Source organism: Mobiluncus sp., assembly GCF_034180645.1.
Taxonomy (GTDB): Bacteria; Actinomycetota; Actinomycetes; order Actinomycetales; family Actinomycetaceae; genus Mobiluncus.
Genome location: NZ_JAXFNY010000018.1, coordinates 1 through 22,697 on the forward strand (window position 1 = coordinate 1; position 22,697 = coordinate 22,697).

General features: G+C 58.5%; 19 protein-coding genes. 11 read left to right on the top strand and 8 right to left on the bottom strand.

Annotation, left to right across the window (positions count from 1 at the left end; translation table 11 throughout):
- Positions 1-1,098: 1,098 nt before the first annotated feature.
- The 3 genes from SPI05_RS07570 to SPI05_RS07580 form a co-directional block, all read right to left on the bottom strand.
- Positions 1,099-1,395 carry a helix-turn-helix domain-containing protein gene (locus SPI05_RS07570; protein WP_321077524.1) on the bottom strand — a complete coding sequence of 99 codons (297 nt, stop codon included), beginning with the start codon at positions 1,393-1,395 and terminating at the stop codon, positions 1,099-1,101.
- 661 nt (positions 1,396-2,056) lie between these two features.
- A complete protein-coding gene (gene hypD / locus SPI05_RS07575; RefSeq protein ID WP_321077525.1) occupies positions 2,057-3,205 on the bottom strand; it encodes a hydrogenase formation protein HypD in 1,149 nt (382 codons plus the stop codon).
- Between the two features lie 68 nt (positions 3,206-3,273).
- Positions 3,274-3,543, bottom strand: coding sequence for a HypC/HybG/HupF family hydrogenase formation chaperone (locus SPI05_RS07580; protein ID WP_282922534.1), 270 nt, complete (start codon positions 3,541-3,543; stop codon positions 3,274-3,276).
- A 79-nt stretch (positions 3,544-3,622) separates the two neighbouring features.
- Here SPI05_RS07580 and hypE point away from each other — a divergent pair, with 79 nt between their 5' ends.
- The gene (gene hypE / locus SPI05_RS07585; RefSeq protein ID WP_321077526.1) at positions 3,623-4,774 is read left to right on the top strand and encodes a hydrogenase expression/formation protein HypE; all 1,152 of its coding nucleotides are present in this window, start codon (positions 3,623-3,625) and stop codon (positions 4,772-4,774) included.
- A gap of 171 nt (positions 4,775-4,945) precedes the next feature.
- Here the strand turns inward: hypE and hypF are convergent, their stop codons facing one another.
- Positions 4,946-7,270, bottom strand: a complete 2,325-nt coding sequence (gene hypF / locus SPI05_RS07590; protein WP_321077527.1) for a carbamoyltransferase HypF — start codon at positions 7,268-7,270, stop codon at positions 4,946-4,948.
- An 89-nt stretch (positions 7,271-7,359) separates the two neighbouring features.
- Between hypF and SPI05_RS07595 the strand changes: the two genes are divergently transcribed.
- The 6 genes from SPI05_RS07595 (at position 7,360) to SPI05_RS07620 (ending at position 13,556) form a co-directional block, all read left to right on the top strand.
- On the top strand, positions 7,360-7,710 hold the full coding sequence (locus tag SPI05_RS07595; RefSeq protein ID WP_307742385.1) for a hydrogenase maturation nickel metallochaperone HypA: 351 nt from the start codon (positions 7,360-7,362) through the stop codon (positions 7,708-7,710).
- A 1-nt stretch (position 7,711) separates the two neighbouring features.
- Positions 7,712-8,500, top strand: a complete 789-nt coding sequence (hypB, locus tag SPI05_RS07600) for a hydrogenase nickel incorporation protein HypB (RefSeq protein ID WP_321077528.1) — start codon at positions 7,712-7,714, stop codon at positions 8,498-8,500.
- Between the two features lie 128 nt (positions 8,501-8,628).
- Positions 8,629-9,840 (top strand): hydrogenase small subunit, encoded by a 1,212-nt coding sequence (locus SPI05_RS07605; protein ID WP_321077529.1) that lies wholly within the window; start codon positions 8,629-8,631, stop codon positions 9,838-9,840.
- The gene (locus tag SPI05_RS07610; protein WP_321077530.1) at positions 9,840-11,582 is read left to right on the top strand and encodes a nickel-dependent hydrogenase large subunit; all 1,743 of its coding nucleotides are present in this window, start codon (positions 9,840-9,842) and stop codon (positions 11,580-11,582) included. Before SPI05_RS07605 ends, SPI05_RS07610 begins: the two co-directional genes overlap by 1 nt.
- Entirely contained in the window at positions 11,579-12,913 is a 1,335-nt protein-coding gene (gene cybH / locus SPI05_RS07615; protein ID WP_321077531.1) for a Ni/Fe-hydrogenase, b-type cytochrome subunit, read from the top strand. The genes SPI05_RS07610 and cybH overlap by 4 nt, the downstream gene beginning before the upstream one ends.
- A gap of 10 nt (positions 12,914-12,923) precedes the next feature.
- Positions 12,924-13,556: a hydrogenase maturation protease gene (locus SPI05_RS07620; RefSeq protein ID WP_321077532.1), complete on the top strand. Its 633-nt coding sequence runs from the start codon at positions 12,924-12,926 to the stop codon at positions 13,554-13,556.
- A gap of 14 nt (positions 13,557-13,570) precedes the next feature.
- Here the strand turns inward: SPI05_RS07620 and SPI05_RS07625 are convergent, their stop codons facing one another.
- Positions 13,571-13,957 carry a hydrogenase maturation nickel metallochaperone HypA gene (locus tag SPI05_RS07625; RefSeq protein ID WP_321077533.1) on the bottom strand — a complete coding sequence of 129 codons (387 nt, stop codon included), beginning with the start codon at positions 13,955-13,957 and terminating at the stop codon, positions 13,571-13,573.
- A 23-nt stretch (positions 13,958-13,980) separates the two neighbouring features.
- Between SPI05_RS07625 and SPI05_RS07630 the strand changes: the two genes are divergently transcribed.
- The 4 genes from SPI05_RS07630 to SPI05_RS07645 all read left to right on the top strand — a co-directional run bounded on the left by SPI05_RS07630 (position 13,981) and on the right by SPI05_RS07645 (position 16,430).
- The gene (locus SPI05_RS07630) at positions 13,981-15,234 is read left to right on the top strand and encodes a nickel-dependent hydrogenase large subunit (protein WP_321077534.1); all 1,254 of its coding nucleotides are present in this window, start codon (positions 13,981-13,983) and stop codon (positions 15,232-15,234) included.
- A gap of 62 nt (positions 15,235-15,296) precedes the next feature.
- Complete coding sequence (locus SPI05_RS07635) at positions 15,297-15,524, top strand: HypC/HybG/HupF family hydrogenase formation chaperone (RefSeq protein ID WP_321077535.1); 228 nt, start codon at positions 15,297-15,299, stop codon at positions 15,522-15,524.
- Between the two features lie 149 nt (positions 15,525-15,673).
- Complete coding sequence (locus SPI05_RS07640) at positions 15,674-16,060, top strand: hypothetical protein (protein WP_321077536.1); 387 nt, start codon at positions 15,674-15,676, stop codon at positions 16,058-16,060.
- A gap of 10 nt (positions 16,061-16,070) precedes the next feature.
- Positions 16,071-16,430, top strand: a complete 360-nt coding sequence (locus tag SPI05_RS07645; protein WP_295027889.1) for a hypothetical protein — start codon at positions 16,071-16,073, stop codon at positions 16,428-16,430.
- 124 nt (positions 16,431-16,554) lie between these two features.
- On the opposite strand, the gene SPI05_RS07650 is transcribed toward SPI05_RS07645, so the two are convergent.
- The 3 genes from SPI05_RS07650 to SPI05_RS07660 all read right to left on the bottom strand — a co-directional run bounded on the left by SPI05_RS07650 (position 16,555) and on the right by SPI05_RS07660 (position 22,401).
- Positions 16,555-16,977 (bottom strand): Hsp20/alpha crystallin family protein, encoded by a 423-nt coding sequence (locus SPI05_RS07650; RefSeq protein ID WP_321077537.1) that lies wholly within the window; start codon positions 16,975-16,977, stop codon positions 16,555-16,557.
- A 231-nt stretch (positions 16,978-17,208) separates the two neighbouring features.
- Positions 17,209-18,285, bottom strand: coding sequence for a uroporphyrinogen decarboxylase family protein (locus tag SPI05_RS07655; protein WP_321077538.1), 1,077 nt, complete (start codon positions 18,283-18,285; stop codon positions 17,209-17,211).
- Between the two features lie 210 nt (positions 18,286-18,495).
- The gene (locus SPI05_RS07660) at positions 18,496-22,401 is read right to left on the bottom strand and encodes a cell surface protein (RefSeq protein WP_321077539.1); all 3,906 of its coding nucleotides are present in this window, start codon (positions 22,399-22,401) and stop codon (positions 18,496-18,498) included.
- Between the last annotated feature and the right edge of the window lie 296 nt (positions 22,402-22,697).

The window sequence follows — 22,697 nt, forward strand, 5'->3', positions numbered from 1 at the left end:
GCTGGCGCTGTGGAAGAGTGCGCTTAACGCTCATTGCACGAGGGCCACCGAGAGGGACGTCTCGCGAGGTGATGATCTCTACTTTTGCGCCGCCTGCGCACCGTGGTGGGCGTGGAGTGACTTCGCGTTCTTCGGGGGAAATATTCATATCGGACATTGCCTCTCCTTTCGCTCTGGAGACTAAGTATAGTGCCGAGCGTCACGGTTTGCAGAGCGGCCTGGTATTGACAAGTATATGCATACACGAGAATAATTATGCACAGCGGCACAGCGGCACAGCCATATATGACCATGTGAGATGTAGCGAAGGGAAGGCGAACGAGTGCATTGCTATCAAGCGGTACGCTCTGGCGAGGGCGACACACCTCGCAACTCGATAAGTTCTACCTCTCAGGCGCTCGGCGGTGCGCAGACTCCACCGCGAGATGCGAAGCGTTCTGGCGTTGAGACGCCCTTGCCTCCTTTCTGTCCTGAACACTTCGTTGCGCACAAGTGGAAGGCCAGTGAAAGCTTCAGTCTTGACGTCGCAGCGCTCAGTAAATATAGCGACGTCATTAATCTCTCGATCGTCAACTGCTTGTTCACGACCTTCGGGGCGAAGTCGAGACGGTTCTCGACCCGCGTCAGCTCCTGCACGCTCGGGAAGACCTTCATCGTGACCGGCAGAGCCCCCCTCACGTGTCACCATCAGCGACCACATGAGGTCGCGGTCCTCCTGCGAGTCCTCCTCGATGCCCTCGGGGAGTTTGTAACCCCCATGAGCGAGCACACCGTGAGGTTCACGCGAAAAGTTTGCGCGTGTGTTGATGTTGAGCAGGTCAGACTGGTGGTGTTTTTCCTCCCACATCTGTCGCGAGCCTGTGAGAGCCTCACGAGACTCTCTCCACAGGTCGGCGAGACCGAAGAGGTCAAGACCGTCGACCACAACCAAAGGAGCGGCGGCAATGGGGCTCTCCCCATACAACTCTGCCGCCGTTGAGAGAAAGCCCAGGTCAGAAGGGATTTTTTGAGGGCTCTCACTTGAAGATAAGCTCTTATCTTCAAGTTTTTCGACCCCGCGAAGCACCTTTTCTTCAAGAGGTTTCAAGGCTTGCGAACTCACCTGGAACCACCCCCGAGAGCAACTCGAAGGCGGGCGATTTGATCGTCACTCAAACGGGGAGCGGCATCGACAAGTGCCTTGATGTGAGGCTCAACGGGGTCGATGCCCATCGGAACGGCAAGGGCTTCGAGGTCTTCGCGCAGAACCTTGACGCGATTACCGGTCTTATAGGCGGGCAGGCGGCCTTGCGCAATCCACGAGCGGAGCGTGGAGTAAGCGCCGAAGCCTTCGGCCACGGCTTCCTGAAGAGTGAGGTAATGCGTCCGATCGGACGAAGGGGAGTAGGTTCCCATGGAAAGTCTCCAGATACGACGAAGTATCCGGAGAGGGGTGCTTTCCCGGCTTGCTGTTTGGGCGGCCTGATGTACCGTGCTCAACTCGCTAATGGGCGGACCCGCCATTGCTTTACAGGAGCGCTAACTCCATACCCAGCCTCTTCTGGCGCCTGACCTGCCGTGCCAGGGCGTTACCCAGCTCACTTCGTCGGAGGATTTACCGGCTGCTTGGCCGTTCGGTGTGCTACACCGTGGGAGGAGAATTTCCGGCCGGAGCCCACTCCCATCCACCCTCGGGGTTATCCCCTCTCTAGCGGCTCGCGTGTCGTCGCTAGAGAGCTAACGCGATTATAACACAAGGTGTCAAATGAGGGCAAGTAGCATTAAGTTGGAGATGTTTCTATGATGTACGCAACTTACGCAATGCGGTCGAGTTCAAGTTCAACGTCTAGCTCTCGCGGGCAACTTCGCGGGCTACCGCGCCCACCCATCAGGTAGGGCACTGCTAGCTTCTCGGTTTACCAGCCAAACTGCGTACAACAATAACCTTTAGCCCACGAGTGAGGGGCGGGGGTGTTGCTAATTTGCGTTTAAAACGGGGTTGCTGGTTATATAAGCCAGCAACCCCAATCTAATCACCGATTTCATACAACTCGGCGCGAGCCTGGTTCCCGCGAGCCTAGTCCTCTATCACGATAGCGTGGGCGGTCTCCCGGTCGATACGACCGAAGTTATAGAACGCGGCACAGGCTCCTTCGGGGGAAACCATGCAGGTCCCGATGGGTTTCTCTGGCGAGCAAGCAGTGCCGAACACTTTGCATTCCCACGGTTTAATCCGCCCGGTCAGCACGGAGCCGCATTCGCAGGCCGGCGGGTCAGGCACCCGCTGGCCGGGAACGTCAAACAGCCGTTCGGCGTCCCAGGCAGCGAACTCCTCAGAAATCCCCATGCCGGAATACGGCATCCACCCCAAGCCGCGCCACTCGAATGTGTCGCGGGTAGCAAACACACGATCCAACAACCGCAAAGCCGCCGGATTCCCGCCATCGCGCACGACCCTAGAATACTGGTTTTCCACCCGAGTCTCGCCGCGGTCTACCGCCCCGCTGGTGTACTGGTCGATGAGCATCGCCACGGACTGCAAAATATCCAACGGCTCGAAACCGGTCACGACCACGGGTTTGTTGTATTCCTCAGGCAGGAATTTGAACGCGTTCGAACCCACCACGGTCGCCACGTGTCCCGGCCCGATAAACCCGTCAATCCGTGTCTCATCAGCCCCGACAATAGCTCGCAAGGGCGGCTCAATTTTGACGTGGTTGGAAAACACGGAAAAGTTCCGCACCTGCTGTTTCTGAGCCGCCACCAGGGTCACTGCCGTGGAGGGCGCGGTCGTTTCAAACCCGATAGCAAAGAAAACGACCTGTTTATCCGGGTTTTCTTTGGCAATTTTCAGGGCATCCAACGGGGAATACACGAACCGCACATCGCAACCGCGCGCACGAGCCTGCAGCAAAGACTCTTGTGAACCGGGAACCCGCATCATGTCCCCAAAAGTCGTCAAAATCACGTCCGGCTGATTCGCCAGCCACAGCGCATCATCCACCCGTCCCATCGGAATAACACACACCGGACAGCCGGGACCGTGAATAAACTGGACGTTTTCCGGCAGCAAATGCTCCAACCCGTGACGGTAAATCGTGTGGGTGTGGCCTCCGCAAATCTCCATAAACGCCAGCGGGCGTTCAAAATGGGCGGCCTCAGCGTTGATGCGACCGACCAGTTTCCGGGCGAACTCGGGGTCGCGAAATTCGTCAACGTACTTCATCTCGTGATTGCTCTCTTCTCGACAGATTCCTCGACAGGCTTTCGTGCGGGCGCCGGGGACAGGATGCCCTAATCCGCCGAAGTCGTCTTAAACTGTTCCAACTCGCTCTCAAACTGGCCCAGTTTCTTAATTTGATCCAGGGTGGTGGCGGCTTCCGCAGCGTCAATCTTGGACATGGCGAAACCAACGTGCACCAGCACCCAATCGCCGACCTTGACGTCCTCGTCCATCAGCAAATCCGTGGAAATCATGCGTTCCACCCCGGACAGTGACACTTTCGCCCGTCCGCTTTCCGCCTCGTCAAATGCCACAATCTCGGCAGGCACTCCCAAACACATCGGCTGCCCCCCTTCCATCTACCATTCCAGATTACTTGCATTTTCCCAGTCCGTCCAAAAGATGAAAAAGGCGAGTCGTTTGTGCGATTATCAATGTGTGGATCCGAAAAACCGCCTAAACCAAGATGAATCGCAAGTGAACTCGAATATCGCGCGGGTACGCCGCCGCGGAATGCAGCTGAAAGACGACTATGTGACGCTTTCTCACGGGGCGGGGGGTAAGGCTTCAGCAGCCCTGGTCGAACAGGTTTTCGTCCCCGGTTACGGCAACGAGGTTCTCGAGGAGCTGACCGACGCCGGGGTGCTTCCCCTAGCGGAACTGCTCACGGGTTTGACCGCGGAGGGCACAAGCCCGGTGGGCGGCAAACTCGCGATGTCTACCGATTCTTATGTGGTCAATCCGCTGATTTTCCCCGGCGGCTCCATCGGGGAACTGGCGGTGAACGGCACGGTCAACGACCTGGCGGTCAGCGGGGCTATTCCGAAAGTCATCAGTGCCGGTTTCATCCTGGAAGAGGGCCTGCCCATCGCAGATTTGCGCCGGGAAGTCCAGGCAATGCGCGATGCCGCCGAGGCGGCGGGGGTGCGGATTATCACCGGAGACACCAAGGTCGTGCCCCAGGGCAGTGGCGACAAGCTGTTCATCAACACAGCCGGGGTCGGGATTGTGCCGGCAGGTAGGGAACTGGGCGCCAGCAAAGTGCAGCGCGGGGATCGCCTGATTGTGTCCGGCGCGATTGCTGACCACGGTATGTCGGTCATGATGGCGCGGGGTGACCTGGCTATTCAGGCTCCCATCAAATCCGATACCAGAGCGGTCAATCACCTGGTGGAAGCCCTAATAGAGGCGGTTCCAGAGACCCGCTGGATGCGTGACGCAACCCGCGGCGGCTTGGGAACCGTGTTGAATGAGCTGGCGATTGCGACCGGCTGGGGCATCGCCATCGAGGATGAGGCCGTGCCGGTGCACGAGATGACTCGTGGAGCGTGCGACATGTTGGGGATTGACCCGATTTATGTCGCCAACGAGGGCATGTTTGTGGCTGTGGTTCCGGCTGACCAGGCCGATGCGGCCGTGGCGGCGCTGCGGAAACTGCCCGGCGGCGAGGAAGCGGCGAATATCGGTAGGGTTGTGTCCAAACCGGAGTCCTCGGTCGTGATGGTAACCGCGTTTTCCGGCACCCGCATGATAGATATGCTGGTCGGCGACCCGCTGCCGCGGATTTGCTAACTCAAAAAGCCTGCGAAAATCTCGGTGTATCCAACTGGATTGTATTTATAGGGGGAGAATAGCCGGGTAGCTGCCATTATTGGCAGCAATCGGGCATATCTCCCCCTATAATCCACACCCGCCTGGTAGCAGTGGCGAGATTACCAGAGTTGGCACCGTAGAGTTGCCCCTTCAGCACGCGCCGAGAACTGCCGCCCACGCTTGCCCCAGGCTCAGACCCCCATCGTTGGGCGGAACGTTGCGGTGGGTCAGTACCCGGTATCCGCTCTCCTCCAGAAAATCCACAAAGTATCTGGTAAACAGGCGATTGAGGGCGACCCCACCGGTCAATCCCACCGTTTTTGCTTCGGCCTGCTCGGCGGCTTGACGGGCTTGATTCCCCAACAGTTGCGCTAACCCCACGTGGAAAGCCCAAGCCCGCTGACCGACCGGCCGGTCAGCCTCCCCCAACTGCTCGACAAGTTCCAGGTAGCTGTCCACCTGTGGCAAAACTGCCTCCGGGTGGGCTTTTACCCAGCCGGTAGCCACGCGTTCCAGTTCCATCGCGGCCTGAGCCTCATAGGTCACCTCGGTGCGAATCCCTAAAATCGCCGCGGCCGCATCGAACATCCGCCCGCAACTGGTGGTCGTGCTCACCCCGAAACCACTGGCAAGCTGGCTTTTCACCAGTTCCAGTTCGGTTGATTTGCCTTGTCGCTCCCCGATTTCGGCGCTGATTATCTCCGTAATCCAGTCCAAGCCCCAATCGTGGGCAATCCCCAACGCGACCCGCCAGGGATAGCGCACTGCCCGGTCACCACCGACCAGGCTGAAAGTCGGCACGTGCGCACTTCGCTGCCACTGCGAACCCTCAATATTCAGGACTTCTCCGCCCCAAATGGTACCGTCCGTCCCGTAGCCGGTGCCATCCACCGCCACTACGACCGCCGGATCGAGCCAGGAATGTTCCACCAACAGGGAATAGGCGTGGGCGACGTGATGCTGCACCTGGGCCAGCTCGATGTCGTTAGAGGCGGCAAAACGCTCGGCCCAACTGACCGTGGAATAGTTCGGGTGCAGGTCACACACAACTTTCTCGGGTCGTTGTCGCTGGAAGTTCAGCATTTGCGTCACCGCTCGGTCGAACGCTTCCTGGCTGGCGAGCGTGCCCATATCCCCGATATGCCCCGAAATATGCGCCCAGTTTCCGTTAGCTAGGCAGAACGTGTTTTTCAGTTCTCCACCCACCGCCAATATCGGCACGGTGGCAGGTCGCGACAGCGCGACAGGCAGCGGCGCGTAGCCCCGAGAGCGCCGCGAAGGAATGGTGACCTGCGAGTTAGCCAGAAATACAGAGTCCTCCATCGGCAGGTGAATGTCGCGGTCGTGAAACACGAACGCATCGACTATTCCCGCCAGCCGCTCGGCGGCGTCTTCGTTCGTGAAACACAGCGGTTCTCCCGCCAGGTTTCCCGACGTCGCCACCAGCGCCATCTGGGCACATTCCCCGCTCAGCAGCTCCAGGTGCAGCGGCGCGTAAGGCAGCAAAATCCCCACGTCCCCCAACCCGGGAGCAATCGCGGGAGCCAAGTCATATTCCGCTCCGAACGGAGCAATCACAATAGGACGGGCGGCGGTTTGCAGGGTATGCAGCTGGTCCGCATCGAGCTGAGCCAGCCGGGCCGCAGCCGCAGCATCCCCCACCATGACCGCAAACGGCTTATCCCCCCGATTTTTCCGTTTCCGCAGCCGCGCGACCACCTCTTCGTTGCGGGCGTCGCACATGAGGTGAAAGCCGCCGATGCCTTTCACCGCCAGGATTTCCCCGGCACGCAGCCGCTGGCGGGCTTCGTCCAGAGCCGCGGCTATCAACGGCCGGCGGTCCCCTTCGGGTGGGCGCAAATCCGGGACGTCAGCGGGGCTGGCCCACAGCACTGGACCGCAGTCGTAGCAGCTGACGGGCTGGGCGTGATAACGCCGGTTGGTCGGGTTCGTGTATTCCTCGTGACAAGCGGGACACATCGGAAACTTCACCATAGTCGTGGTGTCGCGGTCATAAGGGAGGTCCACCATGATGGTGGCGCGTGGTCCGCAGTTCGTGCAGGTGGTGAAGGGATAGAGGTAGCGTCGGTTCGTCGGGTCAGCCATTTCGGCTTGACAGTCGGGACAGGTGGCGGTGTCCGGGGGTATCAACGTGCGGGCGCCGGAACGACGGCGGGAAGGCACGATACGGAACTCAGTTTCGTCCTCCTGCTCGGGCAGGTCTTTGGACACGTTGCGCAACACGCTGGCCAGCGGAGGCAGGGTCGCCAGCATAGTTTCCATGAAACCCTCCACCGCCTCAAGCGTGCCTTGGGCTTCGATAAACACCGACTCGTCGTCATTACCCACGAAACCGGTGATGGGGAACTGGGCGGCGACCTGAGCAACGTGCGGGCGGAAACCGACTCCCTGCACCACACCCCGCAACTCATACGCTCGGCGCATCTCTAACCTCCTGTCCGCGATCTGGCTCACCCCTAAGCCTAGTAGTTCTGACGTCCTAAGGCAGAAAACGGTAAGGTGGAATGCGCCGCGAGGAACCCGAAACTCAGTGAGGAGACAATATGCACGAAGTCGCCTTGTCCCAACAACTCGCTCGCGTGGTAGCGCGCGGGGCGGCGGGACGCGAAGTACTGTCTGTCCAGGTAGAAGTCGGACATCTGCGTCAGGTTGTGCCCGAGGCGCTGCGCTTTGCTTGGAGTGCGGTACGAAAAAGCACCCTCCGGGGTCCCGCCGAGCTGCACATCACCGAGATTCCGGCAGTCGTCGTCTGTCGGGAATGCCAGGCGAAAACGCAGCTGGGCGAGTATCTGGATTTCCGTTGCGGCCAGTGTTCTTCCCGTGAGGTCCAGACAATCAGCGGCGAAGAGTTTAGAGTGGTATCGATAGATGTCACGCCAGAGAGGAATCACTAACATGGGACGTTTTCATCGCCACGACGACGGCACAGTACACGAACATGACCACGGGGATCATCCCCACCACCACGACCACGGCGAGTACGTGGCAGACCCGGAAGTTATCGGGGATCACTCGGGATACGACACCGAACGCGAACGCATCGAGATTTTGGAAGACATCTATGCGGAAAATGACCACTTAGCCCAGCACAACCGGGAATCTTTCGCCGCACACGGGGTGAAAGTCGTGAACCTCATGAGTTCACCAGGGTCGGGCAAGACGACTTTGCTGGAGCGCACTTTGGCGCAGCTACAGGGCAAACTGCGGGTTGGAATCATTGAGGGCGACATTGAGACGCCGTTGGACGCCGAGCGGTTGAGCGGCTCCGGTGCCCAAATTTCCCTGTTGAATACCGGTCACGGTTTCGGCGGGGAATGTCACCTGGATGCCCCCATGGTGCATCACGCCCTGGACAATCTCGATTTGAGCCAGCTGGATTTGGTCATTATCGAAAACGTGGGCAACCTGGTGTGCCCAGCCGAATTTGATGTCGGCGAGACCGCGAAAGCCATGCTGTTCTCGATTACAGAGGGCGAGGACAAGCCGTTGAAGTATCCGGTCATGTTCCGCTCGGTGAAAATCGTGGTGGTGAACAAGATGGATTTGGCTCCCTACCTGAACTTCGACATGGACAAATTCCGCGGCTACCTCGAGCAGGTCAATCCGGGCGTGAAGGTTATCGAGATTTCCGCCCAGAATGGCGACGGTGTCGACGCGTGGGTTAAATGGCTGGAAAATCTGTGAATTAATCATTTTCATTTTGCGAAAAAGGAATACAATTTTTACCCGGTTTTTAGGCTCAACTGCGAAAACGAGGTAGGATAATAGCATGGACGTTGTTGTCCAATTCGATACTACTGAGGGACCGCAATATGACCTATGAGATTAAACCCTGGCGGGCGGGTACGCTCGCAGAAAACCTTGCCAGTGCCGGTGTGAGCCGACGTGACTTCGTCAAGTTCTGTGCCGGTTTGGCAGCCATCTTCGCGGTGGGGACACCCGAACTGGCGCACGCCTCTGCGGCGCGGACTGCTGGCGAAGAACTGGCTGACAAGCTGGGAGCTATCACGAAACCGAACGTGGTGTGGCTCCAGTTGCAGGAATGCACCGGCTGCATGGAATCTGCACTGCGTTCCGGCGGGACCACGGTGGAAGAAGTTGTCCTGAATCTGCTGTCCGTCGACTACAACGAACTCGTGATGGCCGCCTCCGGGGAAGCCGCCGAAAAGGCCTTGGCCGACACGAACGCGAAGGAACACATCCTGGTCGTAAACGGTTCCATTCCACTCAAGGACGGCGGCATCTATTGCACTATCGGCGGCAAATCTGCCGAGCAGGTGCTACGCGAATCCGCTGAGAACGCCACCATGATTCTGGCTGTCGGGGCCTGCGCGGTCTTTGGCTCGGTGCAGGCTGCCAAACCCAACCCCACCGGCGCGGTCGGGGTGGACGAAATCATCAAGGACAAGCAGGTCATCAATGTGTCCGGCTGCCCTCCGATTGGGGAAGTCATCACCGCCTCCCTGGCTTACATCCTGACCCACGGCAAAGCCCCCGAACTCGACTCCGAAGGTCGCCCGCTGTTCGCCTACGGCCAGCGTATCCACGACTCGTGCCCGCGCCGCCCACACTTCGACGCCGGCCAATACGTGCGCAGCTTCGACGATGCCGGAGCCCGCGAAGGCTGGTGTCTCTACGATGTGGGTTGTAAAGGACCTTCCACCTTTAGCCCCTGCCCGATTTTGCAGTGGAACCTCAAGGCCGGTTGGCCTATCGGCGCCGGTCACCCCTGTATCGGTTGTACGGAACGTGATTTCTATGATCGTTTCACGCCTTTCTACCAGAAACTGCCTACAGTTCCCGGTTTTGGGGTGGAGGCCACCGCAGAAAAGATTGGCCTTGGTCTGACCGGCGTTGTCGCCGCGGGTGTGGCGGTTCACGCCGGTGTGACCGCCGCCCGTGCCGCCGCCGACCGCAAAGCCACCAAGAACTCCCCGATGGCCGCATTCGGCGACGCTCCCACCGGTTCCCCGAACCCGTCGTCAACCGAGCAAGCTACTGAACAGAACAGCGAGGCTAAGTAATGGCAGAGAAAGTTCTCATTGATCCGTTGACCCGTATTGAGGGTCACCTGCGTATCGAGATGGAAACCGAAGGTAAACAAATCAAAAAAGCCTGGAGCGTCAGTACCCAGTTCCGTGGCATCGAGACGATTGTCCAAAATCGTGATCCCCGCGATGTGTGGGCCTTCGTCCAGAGGATTTGCGGGGTTTGCACCTCGGTGCACGCCATCGCTTCCATCACCGCGGTAGAGAATGCGATTGGCTCTAACCCGCCGGAAAATGCGCGGTTGATTCGCTCCCTGGTCCTAGGTTCGCAAGAAATCCAAGATCACGTCATTCACTTCTATCACCTGCACGCCCTGGACTTCGTCAACGTGGTGAATGCAGCCAAAGCCGACCCGGAAAAGACTCTGGAGTTCGCGCATTCCATCGGTTCCAAGTGGCGCGGCAACAACCTGAAGCATTTCACGGAAGTTCGGGACACGGTTCAGCAGGTGCTGGATTCCGGCCAGCTGTCGATTTTCACCGGCGGCTACTGGGACCATCCCGACTACCGCCTGCCTCCCGAAGCTGACCTGATGTGCGTCGCGCACTACCTAGATGCTTTGGAATTCCAGCGGTCCATGATTCGTATCAACACGGTGTTCGGCGGCAAGAACCCCCACCCGAACTTCCTGGTGGGAGGCATGGCTTGCTCTATTGACCCGAACTCGTCAGAATCCATCAACCAAGTCCAGATGGATCAAATCAAGACTTGGATTGACGAAATCGTCGAGTTTGTCAATGACTGCTACTACCCCGATGTATTGGCGATTGCCGGAGTTTACAAGGACTACTTCGATATTGGCGCAACCCACCCGAACTACCTCGCGGTCGGTTTGTCCGGGTCCATTTTTGCTGGTGATCCCAATAAGTCCCGTATCTCCTCTTCACACACGGCCATTAAGCCGGGGGTCATCATGGACGGAGACATCAGCAAGGTTCTCCCCTTCGATCCGCACAAGATTGAAGAGTTCATCAGCTCGGCCTGGTACGAGTACTCGGTGGGTGACGATAAAGGTTTGACCCCGGACAAGGGCGAAACCACCGTCAAGTACACCGGCCCCGAGCCACCTTTTGAATGGCTGAGCGACAACGATAAGTACACCTGGTCGAAAGCGCCACGCTATGACGGCAAGCCGATGCAGGTCGGACCGGTGGCACGCATGATGCTGGCCTACGCTCAGGGCTACGAACCGGTCAAAAAGCTCGTTGATGGGGCTATCGATACCCTGGGGATTACCCCGGCACAGATTAACTCCACGATGGGGCGCACTTTTGCTCGCGCCGCGGAAGCCACGGTTTCCGCCCAGCTGCTGTTGGAGGACTACAACGCCCTGGTCGACAACATTAAGGAAGGCCGGATTGACGTTTTCGATGCCAGCAAGTGGGAGCCGTCCAGCTGGCCGGCGCAGTGCGAGGGTTACTCGTTCGTTGAGGTCGCCCGTGGCAACCTATCCCACTGGGTCTCCATTAAGGACGGCAGGGTCGAGCGGTACCAGGCGGTCGTGCCTACCACTTGGCTGGCCGGGGGTCGTGATGCCAACGGCGTGACGGGTCCTTATGAAGAATCCTTAATGGGCACTGGCACTCACCCGCTGGTCGATCCGAAGGCCCCGCTGGAGCCGATGCGCACCATCCACTCTTATGATCCGTGCATGTCCTGCGGGGTGCACATCCTCGATCCGGACGGGAAACTGATTGGCGAGGCGGTGACCTCATGAGTACCGAGAGCACTCCTGCCCCGGATTCGTTGACCGGAGGCACGGCCACGGGAACCGTGCAGGCCAGCCCAGCTTCCGGCGCGTCCCCGCAGGGACAAAACCAGATTCAGTTCTTTGCGGCGGACAGCAACCAGGCGAACGGTATCGAGGTTGGCGGCGGCTTCAGCTGCTCTGACCTGTCGATGCGTCGTCTCTTGGCGATGGCAGCGGTTTCTCCCGAGGGCAGCACCGACCCGGTTGATGTCGCCCTTAAGGAGTCCCTGCGCTACCGTTTCCGCCACGGCGCCCCGAACGTTGACATTCCCGCCGCGGACTTCGATCCTCCGCACGAACGTCGCTATTCCCTGGCGCGTATCGCTGACATGCGGCGCACCAAGACGGGCGAATCGAAACCGACCGTGATTGCGCGCGGCGATTTGGAATCCGTCATGAACGTGGCTCAGCCCAAGCGCGCTCAGCGTACCCTGTTGCGCAAGAACGCCCAGATGGCGGGCTCGCGTGGCTACCGCTGCCTGGGGGTCGCCACCGCCACCGTGGACGAAAACGGTGAACTCAGCCCGTTCCAGATGGAAGGCTTCGTTAACGTCCGCCCGGTCGGCACCGGCTTGCAGGGCGGCGACCTGACCCCCACCACGGAGGACTGGGTACGCTTGAGCGTGTGGTCCGCAAGCCTGCGTTTCCTGCACTGGCTGAACGTACTGTTGATTGTGATGCTGTCCATCACCGGGTACTACATCATGGATCCGTTCTTTGGTGACACGTTCTTCCGTGGTGTCGAAATCGGGTATCTGATGGGGATTATGCGTTTTATCCACTTCACCTGTGCGTTCACCTGGATTGCGGTCGGCGTGATCCGGGTCTTTATCGCTTTCGTTTCCAAGGACCGCTATATGCGCTGGGAAACGTTCTGGCCGTTAAAGAAAAAGCAAGATTGGAAACACCTGGGCGAGACGTTGGGGTTCTACCTGTTCCTGCGCAAGGAAAGCCCGCTGTACGTGGCGCACAACCCGCTGCAGCAGCTCACCTACACGTCCATTTACGTGCTGGGCGCTTTCCAAATGGTCATTGGCCTGGCGCTTTACGCTTTGCCCCACCGCTACGAGGGTCTGTTCTGGCAGATTATGGCCGCTCCGAACGACTGGATTGGTATTCCGCAAATGCGGCTGATTCACGCCGCCATCATGTTCCTGCTCTGGGGTTTCGTGATTGCGCATATCTACCTGGCTTTCCGGGCGGATTCCCTAGAACGTCACGGCGGTATCTCGGCCATGATTTCCGGCGGTGTGTGGATGCGTCGCACGTCTAAGCCGGTTGATGCCCCCGAACTGTAGAAAGGTTTTGATGGCTCGAAAGCCTGCCGCGATTACTCAAGCGGATCGTTCCGCTGAGTGTTCCCTTTCACCAGACGCCCCGGACCCGCTCGATGGTCAGGTTCCGTTGCCGGATATTTCTGACGTCGATGCCACCGGCTGGGCCGGGGCGCGTTTTACCGTCCTGGCGGTGGGCAACCCAATTATGGGTGACGACGGTATCGGCCTACAGATTTTGGCTGGCCTCCAGCAGCTCCTGCCGACCCGTCCTGCCTGGCAGGCTGCGCAAAAGGCCGGTGAGTTGGCTCTGCTGGAGGGCGGTACCGGCGGCATGGAGCTGGTGCCGGTGGTGCAGGAATCGGAACAGCTGTTGATTCTGGATTCGGTGGCTCCCGGCAACGGGCGCACCCCCGGTCAAGCCCTGCACCTGAGCGGGGACCATGTGCCGCGCCTGCTTTCCATGAAAATGTCGCCTCACCAGGTCGGTTTGCTCGATATTTTGACTTCTGCCCGCCTGACCGGCAAGGAACCGCACGTTCTCGAAGTCGTCGGGGTGGTTAGTGAAAACGTAGATTTGCGCCTGGGTCTGACCGAGAGTGCCCGAGGCGGTATCCCCAGCGCGGTCGGACTCGCAGCGGAAGTCCTCGATTCCTGGCTCAGCTAAAAACCCCACGCGGACTAGGAATCCTCGGTGTGGCTGGCATCCGCCGGCGCGGTGTCCCACTGCACCCAGGCGATTTTGAACTCACGCCCGTGGGTCAGATTACCGGTGGGCATTCCACATTCCGGGCAGGCTAGGGCGAAAAACTCGTCGATGGGCACGTCCCGGGCGCAACGCGGACAGTAGACTCTGGCGGGAATGCTGGTGACTTCCAGTTCTGCTTCGGCGCAGATACTGTCCTGCCTGGCGATGGGCCAAGAACCGTAGAGCGCCTCGGGAATCGCCCCGGACATGGTGCCGACCTCGAGCGCGACCTTTTCAACTCGGGTAACCTGGGAATCAGCCTGAGCGGCCGCAATTTCGACCGCTGCCACCACCGAAGTTAACAGCCCAAGTTCATGCATAAATCAATTGTCTCAGGAGAATCATGAAAATCAATCTTGACGAAATCATCGACCCGATGGAGGGACGCATCGTCGTCACCCACGATTCTTCCGGCCGCCCGCACGCCCGCTTTGACCTGCAGGGCTTGCCGCGGGTGGACGCCATGTTGGAGGGCCAGACCGCGCTCGCAGCCCTGAAAATGACCGAGCATCTGTGCGGGATTTGCCCGGTGGCGCATCACTTGGCCGGGACCCGGGCGCTGGACATGTTGAGCGGTTTACCCCCGATTGCTCCCGCGGCGCAACTGACCCGCCGACTGCTGCACTACGGGTCGATTGTGGAGGCCCATTCGCTGCGGTTTTTAATGCAGGACCGTGACGCCGGGGTGGCGCTGAAGCGGGTGTCGAAAAAGATGCTGGTTGCGGCCGGTTCTCCGGGTCATTTTCCGGCGACGGCAGTACCCGGCGGGGTCAGCGTGTGGCCCACTACCCCGGCCTTGTGCGACCTGTCCGCAGACCTGACCGCGGCCCGAGACACCGCCGAGCGTCTCTGCGATTCGGCTCTCGCACCCCGCCCGGAATTGGCTGGGACCGGCGACTTTACCGGAGCAGACGTGGCGCTCATTGATGCCGACGGCGCCCCCGACGTGTTCGGAACCAAGGTCAGAGTGGTGCGGGGTACCAGCACGATAGACGAGTTTGATTTTTCCTTGTGGAATGAGCGGGTCACGGAGGAAATTCCCGGTTCCCCCGCTCCGCGGCCATACTTGCGGGCTGACGGACCTGAGAACGGACGCTACCGGGTCGGGCCGGTCGCCCAGCTTTCCATCGGTACTTTGCCCACCCCGCGGGCGGCGGCAGCACAAGAACGGTGGCTGGCTGGCGCACGCGGTGCCGCCGGGGCTCGTGCCATTATCACCTTGCACGTCTTGGAACGCACCGAAGCCTTGACCGAGCAGCTCACTCAACTCGTGGAGGGCCGCGACCTGGGAGAACTCGTGAATCCGGCCACCGTGCAGTTCACTCCCGGCAGCGGGACCGGACTGGTAGACGGGCCGCGCGGCATCCTCGCCCACACCTTCACCATCGGAGCCGACGGCGCGATTCAAGCGGCACGCATCCTCACCCCCACCGCTCAAAACGAACCCTGGCTGGCACAACTGCTGACCCAGGCTAGTGCCCTGGACCAGGCACAACAGGCCGGCGCTTGGGAACAATCCATTCGCGAAGCCGACCCCTGCCTGCCCATCAGTTCTGCCCCTGCCGGCCAGATGGGACTGAAAGTCGAAAACGTCTAGAATAGGGAGAGCGGGAGCGGTTCGGCTACCGATTCGCGTCCCCCGGTGGAAAGGATCCAGTCATGTGCGTAGGAGTGCCCTGCCAGATTTTGTCGATTACTCCCGGCGTGATGCCGATGGGACGCATCGACGTGGCTGGTCAAGTGCAAGACGCCTGCATGGCCTACGTTCCCGAAGCACGCGTGGGTGATTATGTCCTGATTCAAAACGGGTTCGCGATGAACCTGCTGACCCCACTGGAAGCTCAGGAATCTCTGGATACCTGGCGGGAACTGGGCATGATTTCCTAGCGTTTCAGCTTTTGGACAGGGTCAGGGCGCTGGCCGCGGCGAATTCGGATTTCCGTAACATATCGCGAGAGCGTCAGTTTTTATCAATGTTAGGCGAACCTGTGTAGAATAAATGCTAGGTTTTATCCGCACTTAAGTAAGGATTCATAATGGCATGTTTTCTCGTTCCCACCGCTGAAGCTGTTGCGGTGACGGCTGTGAAAAAGCATCTCGCTAATAAAGCCGAGACCGGCGAAGCCTCGGAAAAGTCCGAGCGCACCCTGGTTTTGGTTCGCAAACTGAACTGGCTGACGAACCTGCTGTGGGGCGGGGCTGTACTGTTGATGTTTGAACACTTCTGGCATGGCGAAATCGTGCCGTATTTCCCCTTCCTCACGGCGGCCGCCAACCCTGCCGACGCACGGCAAATGCTCTTCGAGATGAGTACTGTCGGAGTCGGAATGGCCGTGCTGGTGACGGTCGTATGGGCAGTCGGACTCGCGGTCATTCGCGCCACCGAGCGCCGCGGCGTCTCCGAGATGAACCCGAAAGCGTAAGGAGCCAGACATGACCCTATTGATTACTCTATTTGCCGCCATTGCCTCGACCGCTTGGTGGTATTCCCACGCTCCGCAATCCAAGATGCGGGTAGACCTGCTGTGCTGGATGTACTGGGGCGCTTCCCTGATGTGGATTGTGGACTTGATTTCTGAATACATCGCAGACGGTGTTGAGGTGTTCAACCCCGAGCCTCTCGATATGCTCAATGATGCCTACCTGGGCCTGTTTGTGGTGGCCTTGGGCGGCATGATTTGGGCGGTTTACTTGATTGTCAAGGATCCGCGTGGCGTGCGTCCCCCGCTGGATGCCCCGGTCACCACCCCGGAAACCTCCGCTGAAACGAAAGATTCGGTTTCTGTCGGCTAGTTTCCGGTAGCGAATCTTTCAAAAAATTCGACATTCTCCCCGGTCAAGCACTTTGACCGGGGAGAATTATTATTCACAAGAGCGGGGCCGGGGTTTCCCGGTTTGTGGTGCGGTCCGCCCGCCGTTAGCTTTCGATGACCTTGTCGGCATCGCCGCCCACCGCGACTTGAATCTTGCGCGGCTTGTTCTCTTCGGCGACCGGAATAGTCACGGTCAGGACTCCACCTTCATACGAGGCGGCAATCTGATCCACGGCCAAGCCGTATCCCAAGGTCAGCTGGCGAGCAAAGGTCCCGGCGGGACGCTCGCGGTTCAACCAGTGCAGGTCCTCACCCTCGGTGGGTTTGCGCTGGGCAGAGATAGTCAGGGTGCGGTCCTCGACATCGATGTCAATAGTCGCGGGGTCCACACCGGGCAGGTCCACGCGGGCAACGAACTTGTCGCCCTCCCGGTACAGATCCAGGGGCATCGCCGGGGTCGCCGGAGAGTGCATCGCCGTGTTGAACATGCGATCAATTTCAGCAAACGGGTCACGATAAGTAGCCATGATTTGTATCCTCCATGTAGTTTTGCAGTTTGGGTTGTTTTTCAGTTTTCAGCTGCGGTCCCGGTTTTTTCCGGTTCCATTCAGTACAACAACCAGATTAGCACTCTTATTCCCAGAGTGCCAGCCAAACTTGATATATATAGACTCAACTTTGTTTTTTTAGATACGTATATGCAGGTAGACAGCGTAAATTAAGCTGAGGGGAAATCTGGCGAGAGCCGCCGCAAACCGTTAAAACCGGTAGTCGTGAATAAAATCAACCAGCTGGTGAACCTCGGCGGGGTTCGATTCCGGATCCAACCGACCCGCCACGTTGAAAACATGAGCGGGCGCACTCAACCCGGATTCCAGCACTTCGCGAGCCGCGGCCCGCACTTCATCACCACCCAGCAGAATGAGGTCCGGGTCGAGATTACCCTGCAAGACTTTGCCCGGCGCGATGCTGGCCGCCTTCGCGAGGTTCAGATCCTCGCCAACGCCCAGCACGTCAACATAGGGGGCAACCGAGGACAGCAAATGTTCAGCGCCGAGGCTGCAGGAAATCCGGGTGATGTCGTCGTCAAACTCGTTGAAAATATCGCGCACGTAGGATTCCGCCAGGCAGGAGTACTCCCCCTCGGTCAACGTCCGCACCCACGGATCGACCAACTGAATCACTTCAGCTCCTCCCTGCACTTGTGCAGCCAGGAAATTCCGCACCAGACTCGAAGTCCAGCCCATGAGCCGCTCCCAGTTGCGCGGCTGGGACTGCATGAAGATGCGGGTCTGCAGGTTTTGCGGGGCGCTGGCGGAGCCTTCCACCAGCAGTGACGACAGTACGAAAGGCGCTCCAGCAATAGCGATGAGGGCTTTTTCCGACGCGAGTTCGCTGCGCTGCGCCCGGCTGACGGCCTCGACACGCGACCAATCGGGGTCGGGCAGAGCCAGAATTCGATCCACGTCCATAGAAGAACGCAGCGGCCGCAAGGGTTCACCGCTGGGATCAATCTGGCGCGCCAGGTCAAAACCTACCAGCCGCAAGGGAAACAGCACGTCAGAAGTACACAGGGCGGCGTCAACATCGAATTGCTGCACCGGGGTCAGCGCGGTGTTGACCCCAACTTCAGGAAGCAGACAATAATCCACCTGTTCGCGTCCGCTCAAATCCTGCCAGTTGTCGGGGCGCTGAAACACGGACTGCCCCAAGAACCACACCGGGGTGGAAGCGGGACGTTTTCCGCGGTAAGCCTGGCGGATAGGGGCATCGATTGTTGCCGTCGTGTGAGGTGTTTCTGTCGCGTTCACAAGGTTTCCCTGGTTGTTTTCCACGGTCGTTTCCCCCTCTTTTGTGATTAAGCGTAGCTCTCCGAGCCAAATTCCACGCTCATAATCGAGAATTTATACCCTAAAATGCTGACCCTGCTTGATGGGGATAGTCATGCGATTAAAAACCATTGGCGGGAACCTCACCGGAGGTTCCCGCCAATGGTTCTACCGCAGAGAGCCAGTCTCTCGGTTTATGCAGTTATGTTCAGCTGATTACTCCTGGTCGAGCTTGCGACTGCGCAGGCTGAACCACGCGCCCAATCCCAACAGCAGAACCGCAAAAGCGATGCTGGAGGGTACCGAGTTCACGCCCGTGCGAGCCAAGGAGCTAGGCATCTTTGGCTGAGACGGAGTACCCGGAACCAGGGACGGTGTTCCGGTCACTCCCGCCACCGGAGGCTGCGGAGCTTGCTTGCCACCGTTTGCGTTCGGGGCAGGCTGCGGATACTCCTGGACACCAGCCACCGGGGGGGTCGGATTGGTGTTACCAGGACCAGCAGGGCCAGCGGGACCCTGGGGGCCAGTCGGGCCGGTCGGGCCGGTCGGTCCTTGCGGGCCGGTCGGGCCGGTCGGGCCGGTGTTGCCGCCGCTGTTGGGCGTGGTGATGGTGATCTTGCCGGTCGAAGGTTTCGTCGTCTTCGGATTATCCGGGTCAGTCGGATCGGTGTAAGTTACGGTGACCGTGACCTCGCCGGTCTTGGACTCAGTCGGGGTTCCCGAGATGACGCAAGCCTTGCCGTCCTCGTTCAACTTGATGGTCAAACCAGCAGCCAGACCCTCCGCGTGGCACACCAGGTTGGTGGTCTTGCCGGGATTGTCCACCGGCACTTCGACGGGAGCAATCGGTTTCCCGGTTTCTCCAACCACATCCGGGACATTACCCACAGTGGGGACGTTGTCCTTGATGTACTGGTTGCCAGTGCTGGGATCAGAGGTCTTCGGCGTGTTCGGATCTGTCGGATCGGTGTAGGTTAGGGTGACCTTCACTTCTCCGGTCTTGGCCTCAGTCGGGGTTCCCGAGATGACGCAAGCCTTGCCGTCCTCGTTCAACTTGATGGTCAAACCAGCAGCCAGACCCTCCGCGTGGCACACCAGGTTGGTGGTCTTGCCGGGATTGTCCACCGGCACCTCTATCGGGGTGATGAGCTGGCCTTTCGTTCCATCCACGTCCGGGACAGTCCCGACGGTCGGGGCTACGGAGCAACCGTTGGAATCAACCTGAGCGCCCTTCGGGGTGCCCTGGCAGTGGTCCTCACCGTTTCCGGGATTGTTCGGGTCGATTGGATCGTCCACGCCGTCTCCATCAGAATCCTTGCCCTTGATGGTGACATTACCTGTCGCATCAATCGAACCACCAGGATTGTTTTCATCCTGCGGGATGTATTTGACGGTCACGGTGTAGGTGGTGCCAGCCGGAACCTTCACGGTCGGGGTGTCTGAAATCACGCACCCACCCTTCGCTTCGTCATAGGCAATGGTCAAGCCCGCCGGCAAATCCTTGGATTCGCAGGTGATATTGGCCTTGCCGGGGTTGGTAACCGGCACCACAACTTCGGTGATGGGCTCGTTTACCGTGCCGTTGATGGTCGGGGCCGCACCCACAGTCGGGGCTACGGAGCAACCGTTGGGATCAACCTGAGCGCCCTTCGGGGTGCCCTGGCAGTGGTCCTCACCGTTTCCGGGATTGTTCGGATCCTCGGGATCGGGCACGCCGTCTCCATCGCTATCGGGTTTGTTAGAGATAACGACGCTGCCATTGCTGGTGGCGGAACCGCCCTTGTACGCAACATCAACCTTCAGGTCGTCCTGGCTGAAAGCACTGTCGGGAACAGTGTCGGTGCTGACCACGCACTTATTGTTTTCCCACTTGGCGGTCAAGCCCAGGGGCAAATCCGTCGAGGTGCAGTCCGTAACAATATTGTCCGGGTCAACGATGGCAATCTGAACAGGGTTGATGACCTTGCCCACAGTGCCGCGCACTGCGAAGTCGCTCACAGTGGGGATGGCACAACCGTCTTCGGTCACCTTGCCCAGGTATCCATTCGGGGTGTTCGGGCACTTGTCTTTGCTGTCCGGTACACCGTCGCCGTCCCCATCGCCATCGGTAGCGATGAAGGGCGCGGTGGTTTTCTCACTGCTCTTATCGCTGTAGGTGACGGTGACCGACACTCCAGTTATGCCTTCCTCAGTGGGAGTGAAGGTGATGGCACCGTTCTTGGCGGCCGTGCCCTTCTCAGGGGCGAAGTTCGTTGCGGAAGCCTTGCCGTCCTTGCCCAGTCCGTTGTACGGCTTGTGCTCCACCTGCGAGGTTGTCACGTCGTCAAACGTGGGAGGCTCGGAGGTAGCGGCCTGGCCGACTTTAGCCTGAGTGTCGGTGTAGTTCGGCTTGTAGCGCTGCGCCAAGGTGCAGCCATCCTCGTCCACAACAGACCCAGGCGGGGTATCGGCGCACTTGTCCTTGTTGTCGGGCACACCGTCTCCGTCGGCATCCTTCGTCTCAGGAACCGCCGTGAAAGCATCCATTGCCAGCGGGGTATCGATACGGGTGCCATCAGCGGCAAAAGCATAGAGCTTTGCGGTATAGGTGGTCTTATGCTCCAAGTTGGCGGGAACTGTCAAAGGACAGGATTTCAAATCACCCATAGCGTTGGGACGCTGCTTCTCGCAACTGCCACCGGGTACGACCTTACCCTCCGCACTCCACTCGATTTGGTACGTCGTGGAGTTGTTCCATGCCTTCGGTAATCCGGTGGTGGTTGTGTCGGCCGTATCTCCACGCTTTGCCAAGTTATCGGTTGTGTTGTAAGGGTTTACGTCAAAAACTACGTATTCGGGGTAAAGCGCGAAATTTACGTCATTGAGAATGCTCACCAGCTTAGTCACTGGCCAACCCGCACTGGTCAGAGAATCTACATAACCTTTGAAAGCATTGTTATAGAAAGGGCTAGTTTGGGCAATGCCCGGATGGTTTTCTATAGAGATGAACATCCAATCGTCATTAATGTGCTTTGAATGCTTGTTTGCCTTGAGCCACGAGCCTGTTTTCGCATCGGCCGCGAGAGTGCCACACAATTTTTTGTCAGCAAGGCGGCATTTTTCCATTTCCGCAACACTGCTACCCCAAGTTCCCTTGAATTGCAGAACATACTCACCATTCGCATCCGTTTTCGTGGTTGCAGTTTCCGCAATCCAGTTATCCACGCCTTCCTTGGCGATCTGGTCTTTAATCCATGCCTGCATTGAGGCTTCATCTTTTTGTGTCCAGAAACCGATACCACCCGCCCGAGGGGCCTTACCGGCAATCGTTTTGTACTCAGTCATGATGCGTTGGACAGCAGAGTCCTTCAAATAGGAACCAGTCACTGTTACACCCTCAACAGCTTTGTCCTTTTTTGGGTTGAAATTAGTTACGGTTCTCCAGTTCAGTCCACCCGGCAGCTCAAAAAGGTTCCAGTACACACGACCTTTAACATAGCCAGCATTTTGTGCCTGACCATTGTCACTGGCTTCGGAAAGATGCATCAGAGCGGAGTCCACCTTTTCCGAGTAAACGAAACGCAGTCCCGTTACCTGATCGGAATCGACTAGGTTGGCTGCACCACCTGCAGTGTCCATGACAATGCCTTTTGGTCCTACTTGAGAATGGTTCCAGGACCACAAAAGCTGATACTTGCTAGTGTCGGGGTTAACCGTCCACACTCGCCACTTCTCACCTTCGGGCAAGTTTGGGTCGGCATCAAATTTTGCCAACTCACCGTTATCCTTCACGAACTGCTTCATTGCAATCGCGAAAGAACCGTCAGTTACTGAGGTCGTCGTATAAATCGGGGAGGTGGAGCCGTCCTCTTCGGTCCACTGCGCATAAACACGAACACCAGACAAGGGAACGCCGTAGCCTTTTTCAGAATTAGACGCCTGCAAGAGATCTCCACCCAGCTGCTGAAACACAAAACCCGAAATTGAATGGTGAGATTTAACTGAGGTCGTGGCCTCAATCGCCCCTGCAGTCGCTGGCCCAGTGGCATGTGCGCCTGCTGTTCCCGCAACCAGCGTCGAGAAAACCAAAGAAGCAGCCCCGACGTAGGCGAGTGCGGCTTTCGTCAAATTAGTCTTACGCACGTATCCTTACCTTCCTATAGAAACATATACTCGGAAACTGTTTTCCTTGATACGATATTACTCCAGCTGTTACTCAGAATACAAACAGGATTTATCAAGTATTACCCTATCCCGCGTTTGCCCTGATGAACAAGATTTAACCCGTGGTATAACGGCTTTATTTGTATATACAAACCTGTAAAAATACTGGAAATTTCGCTTCTAACCTGAAAATCCTCTGAGAGTCCCGGCCCTGCCCCCGCAAAGGGCTTGTGCACCAGTAAACCCCACCACCGCGCTTGTGACCCCGAAAAGAG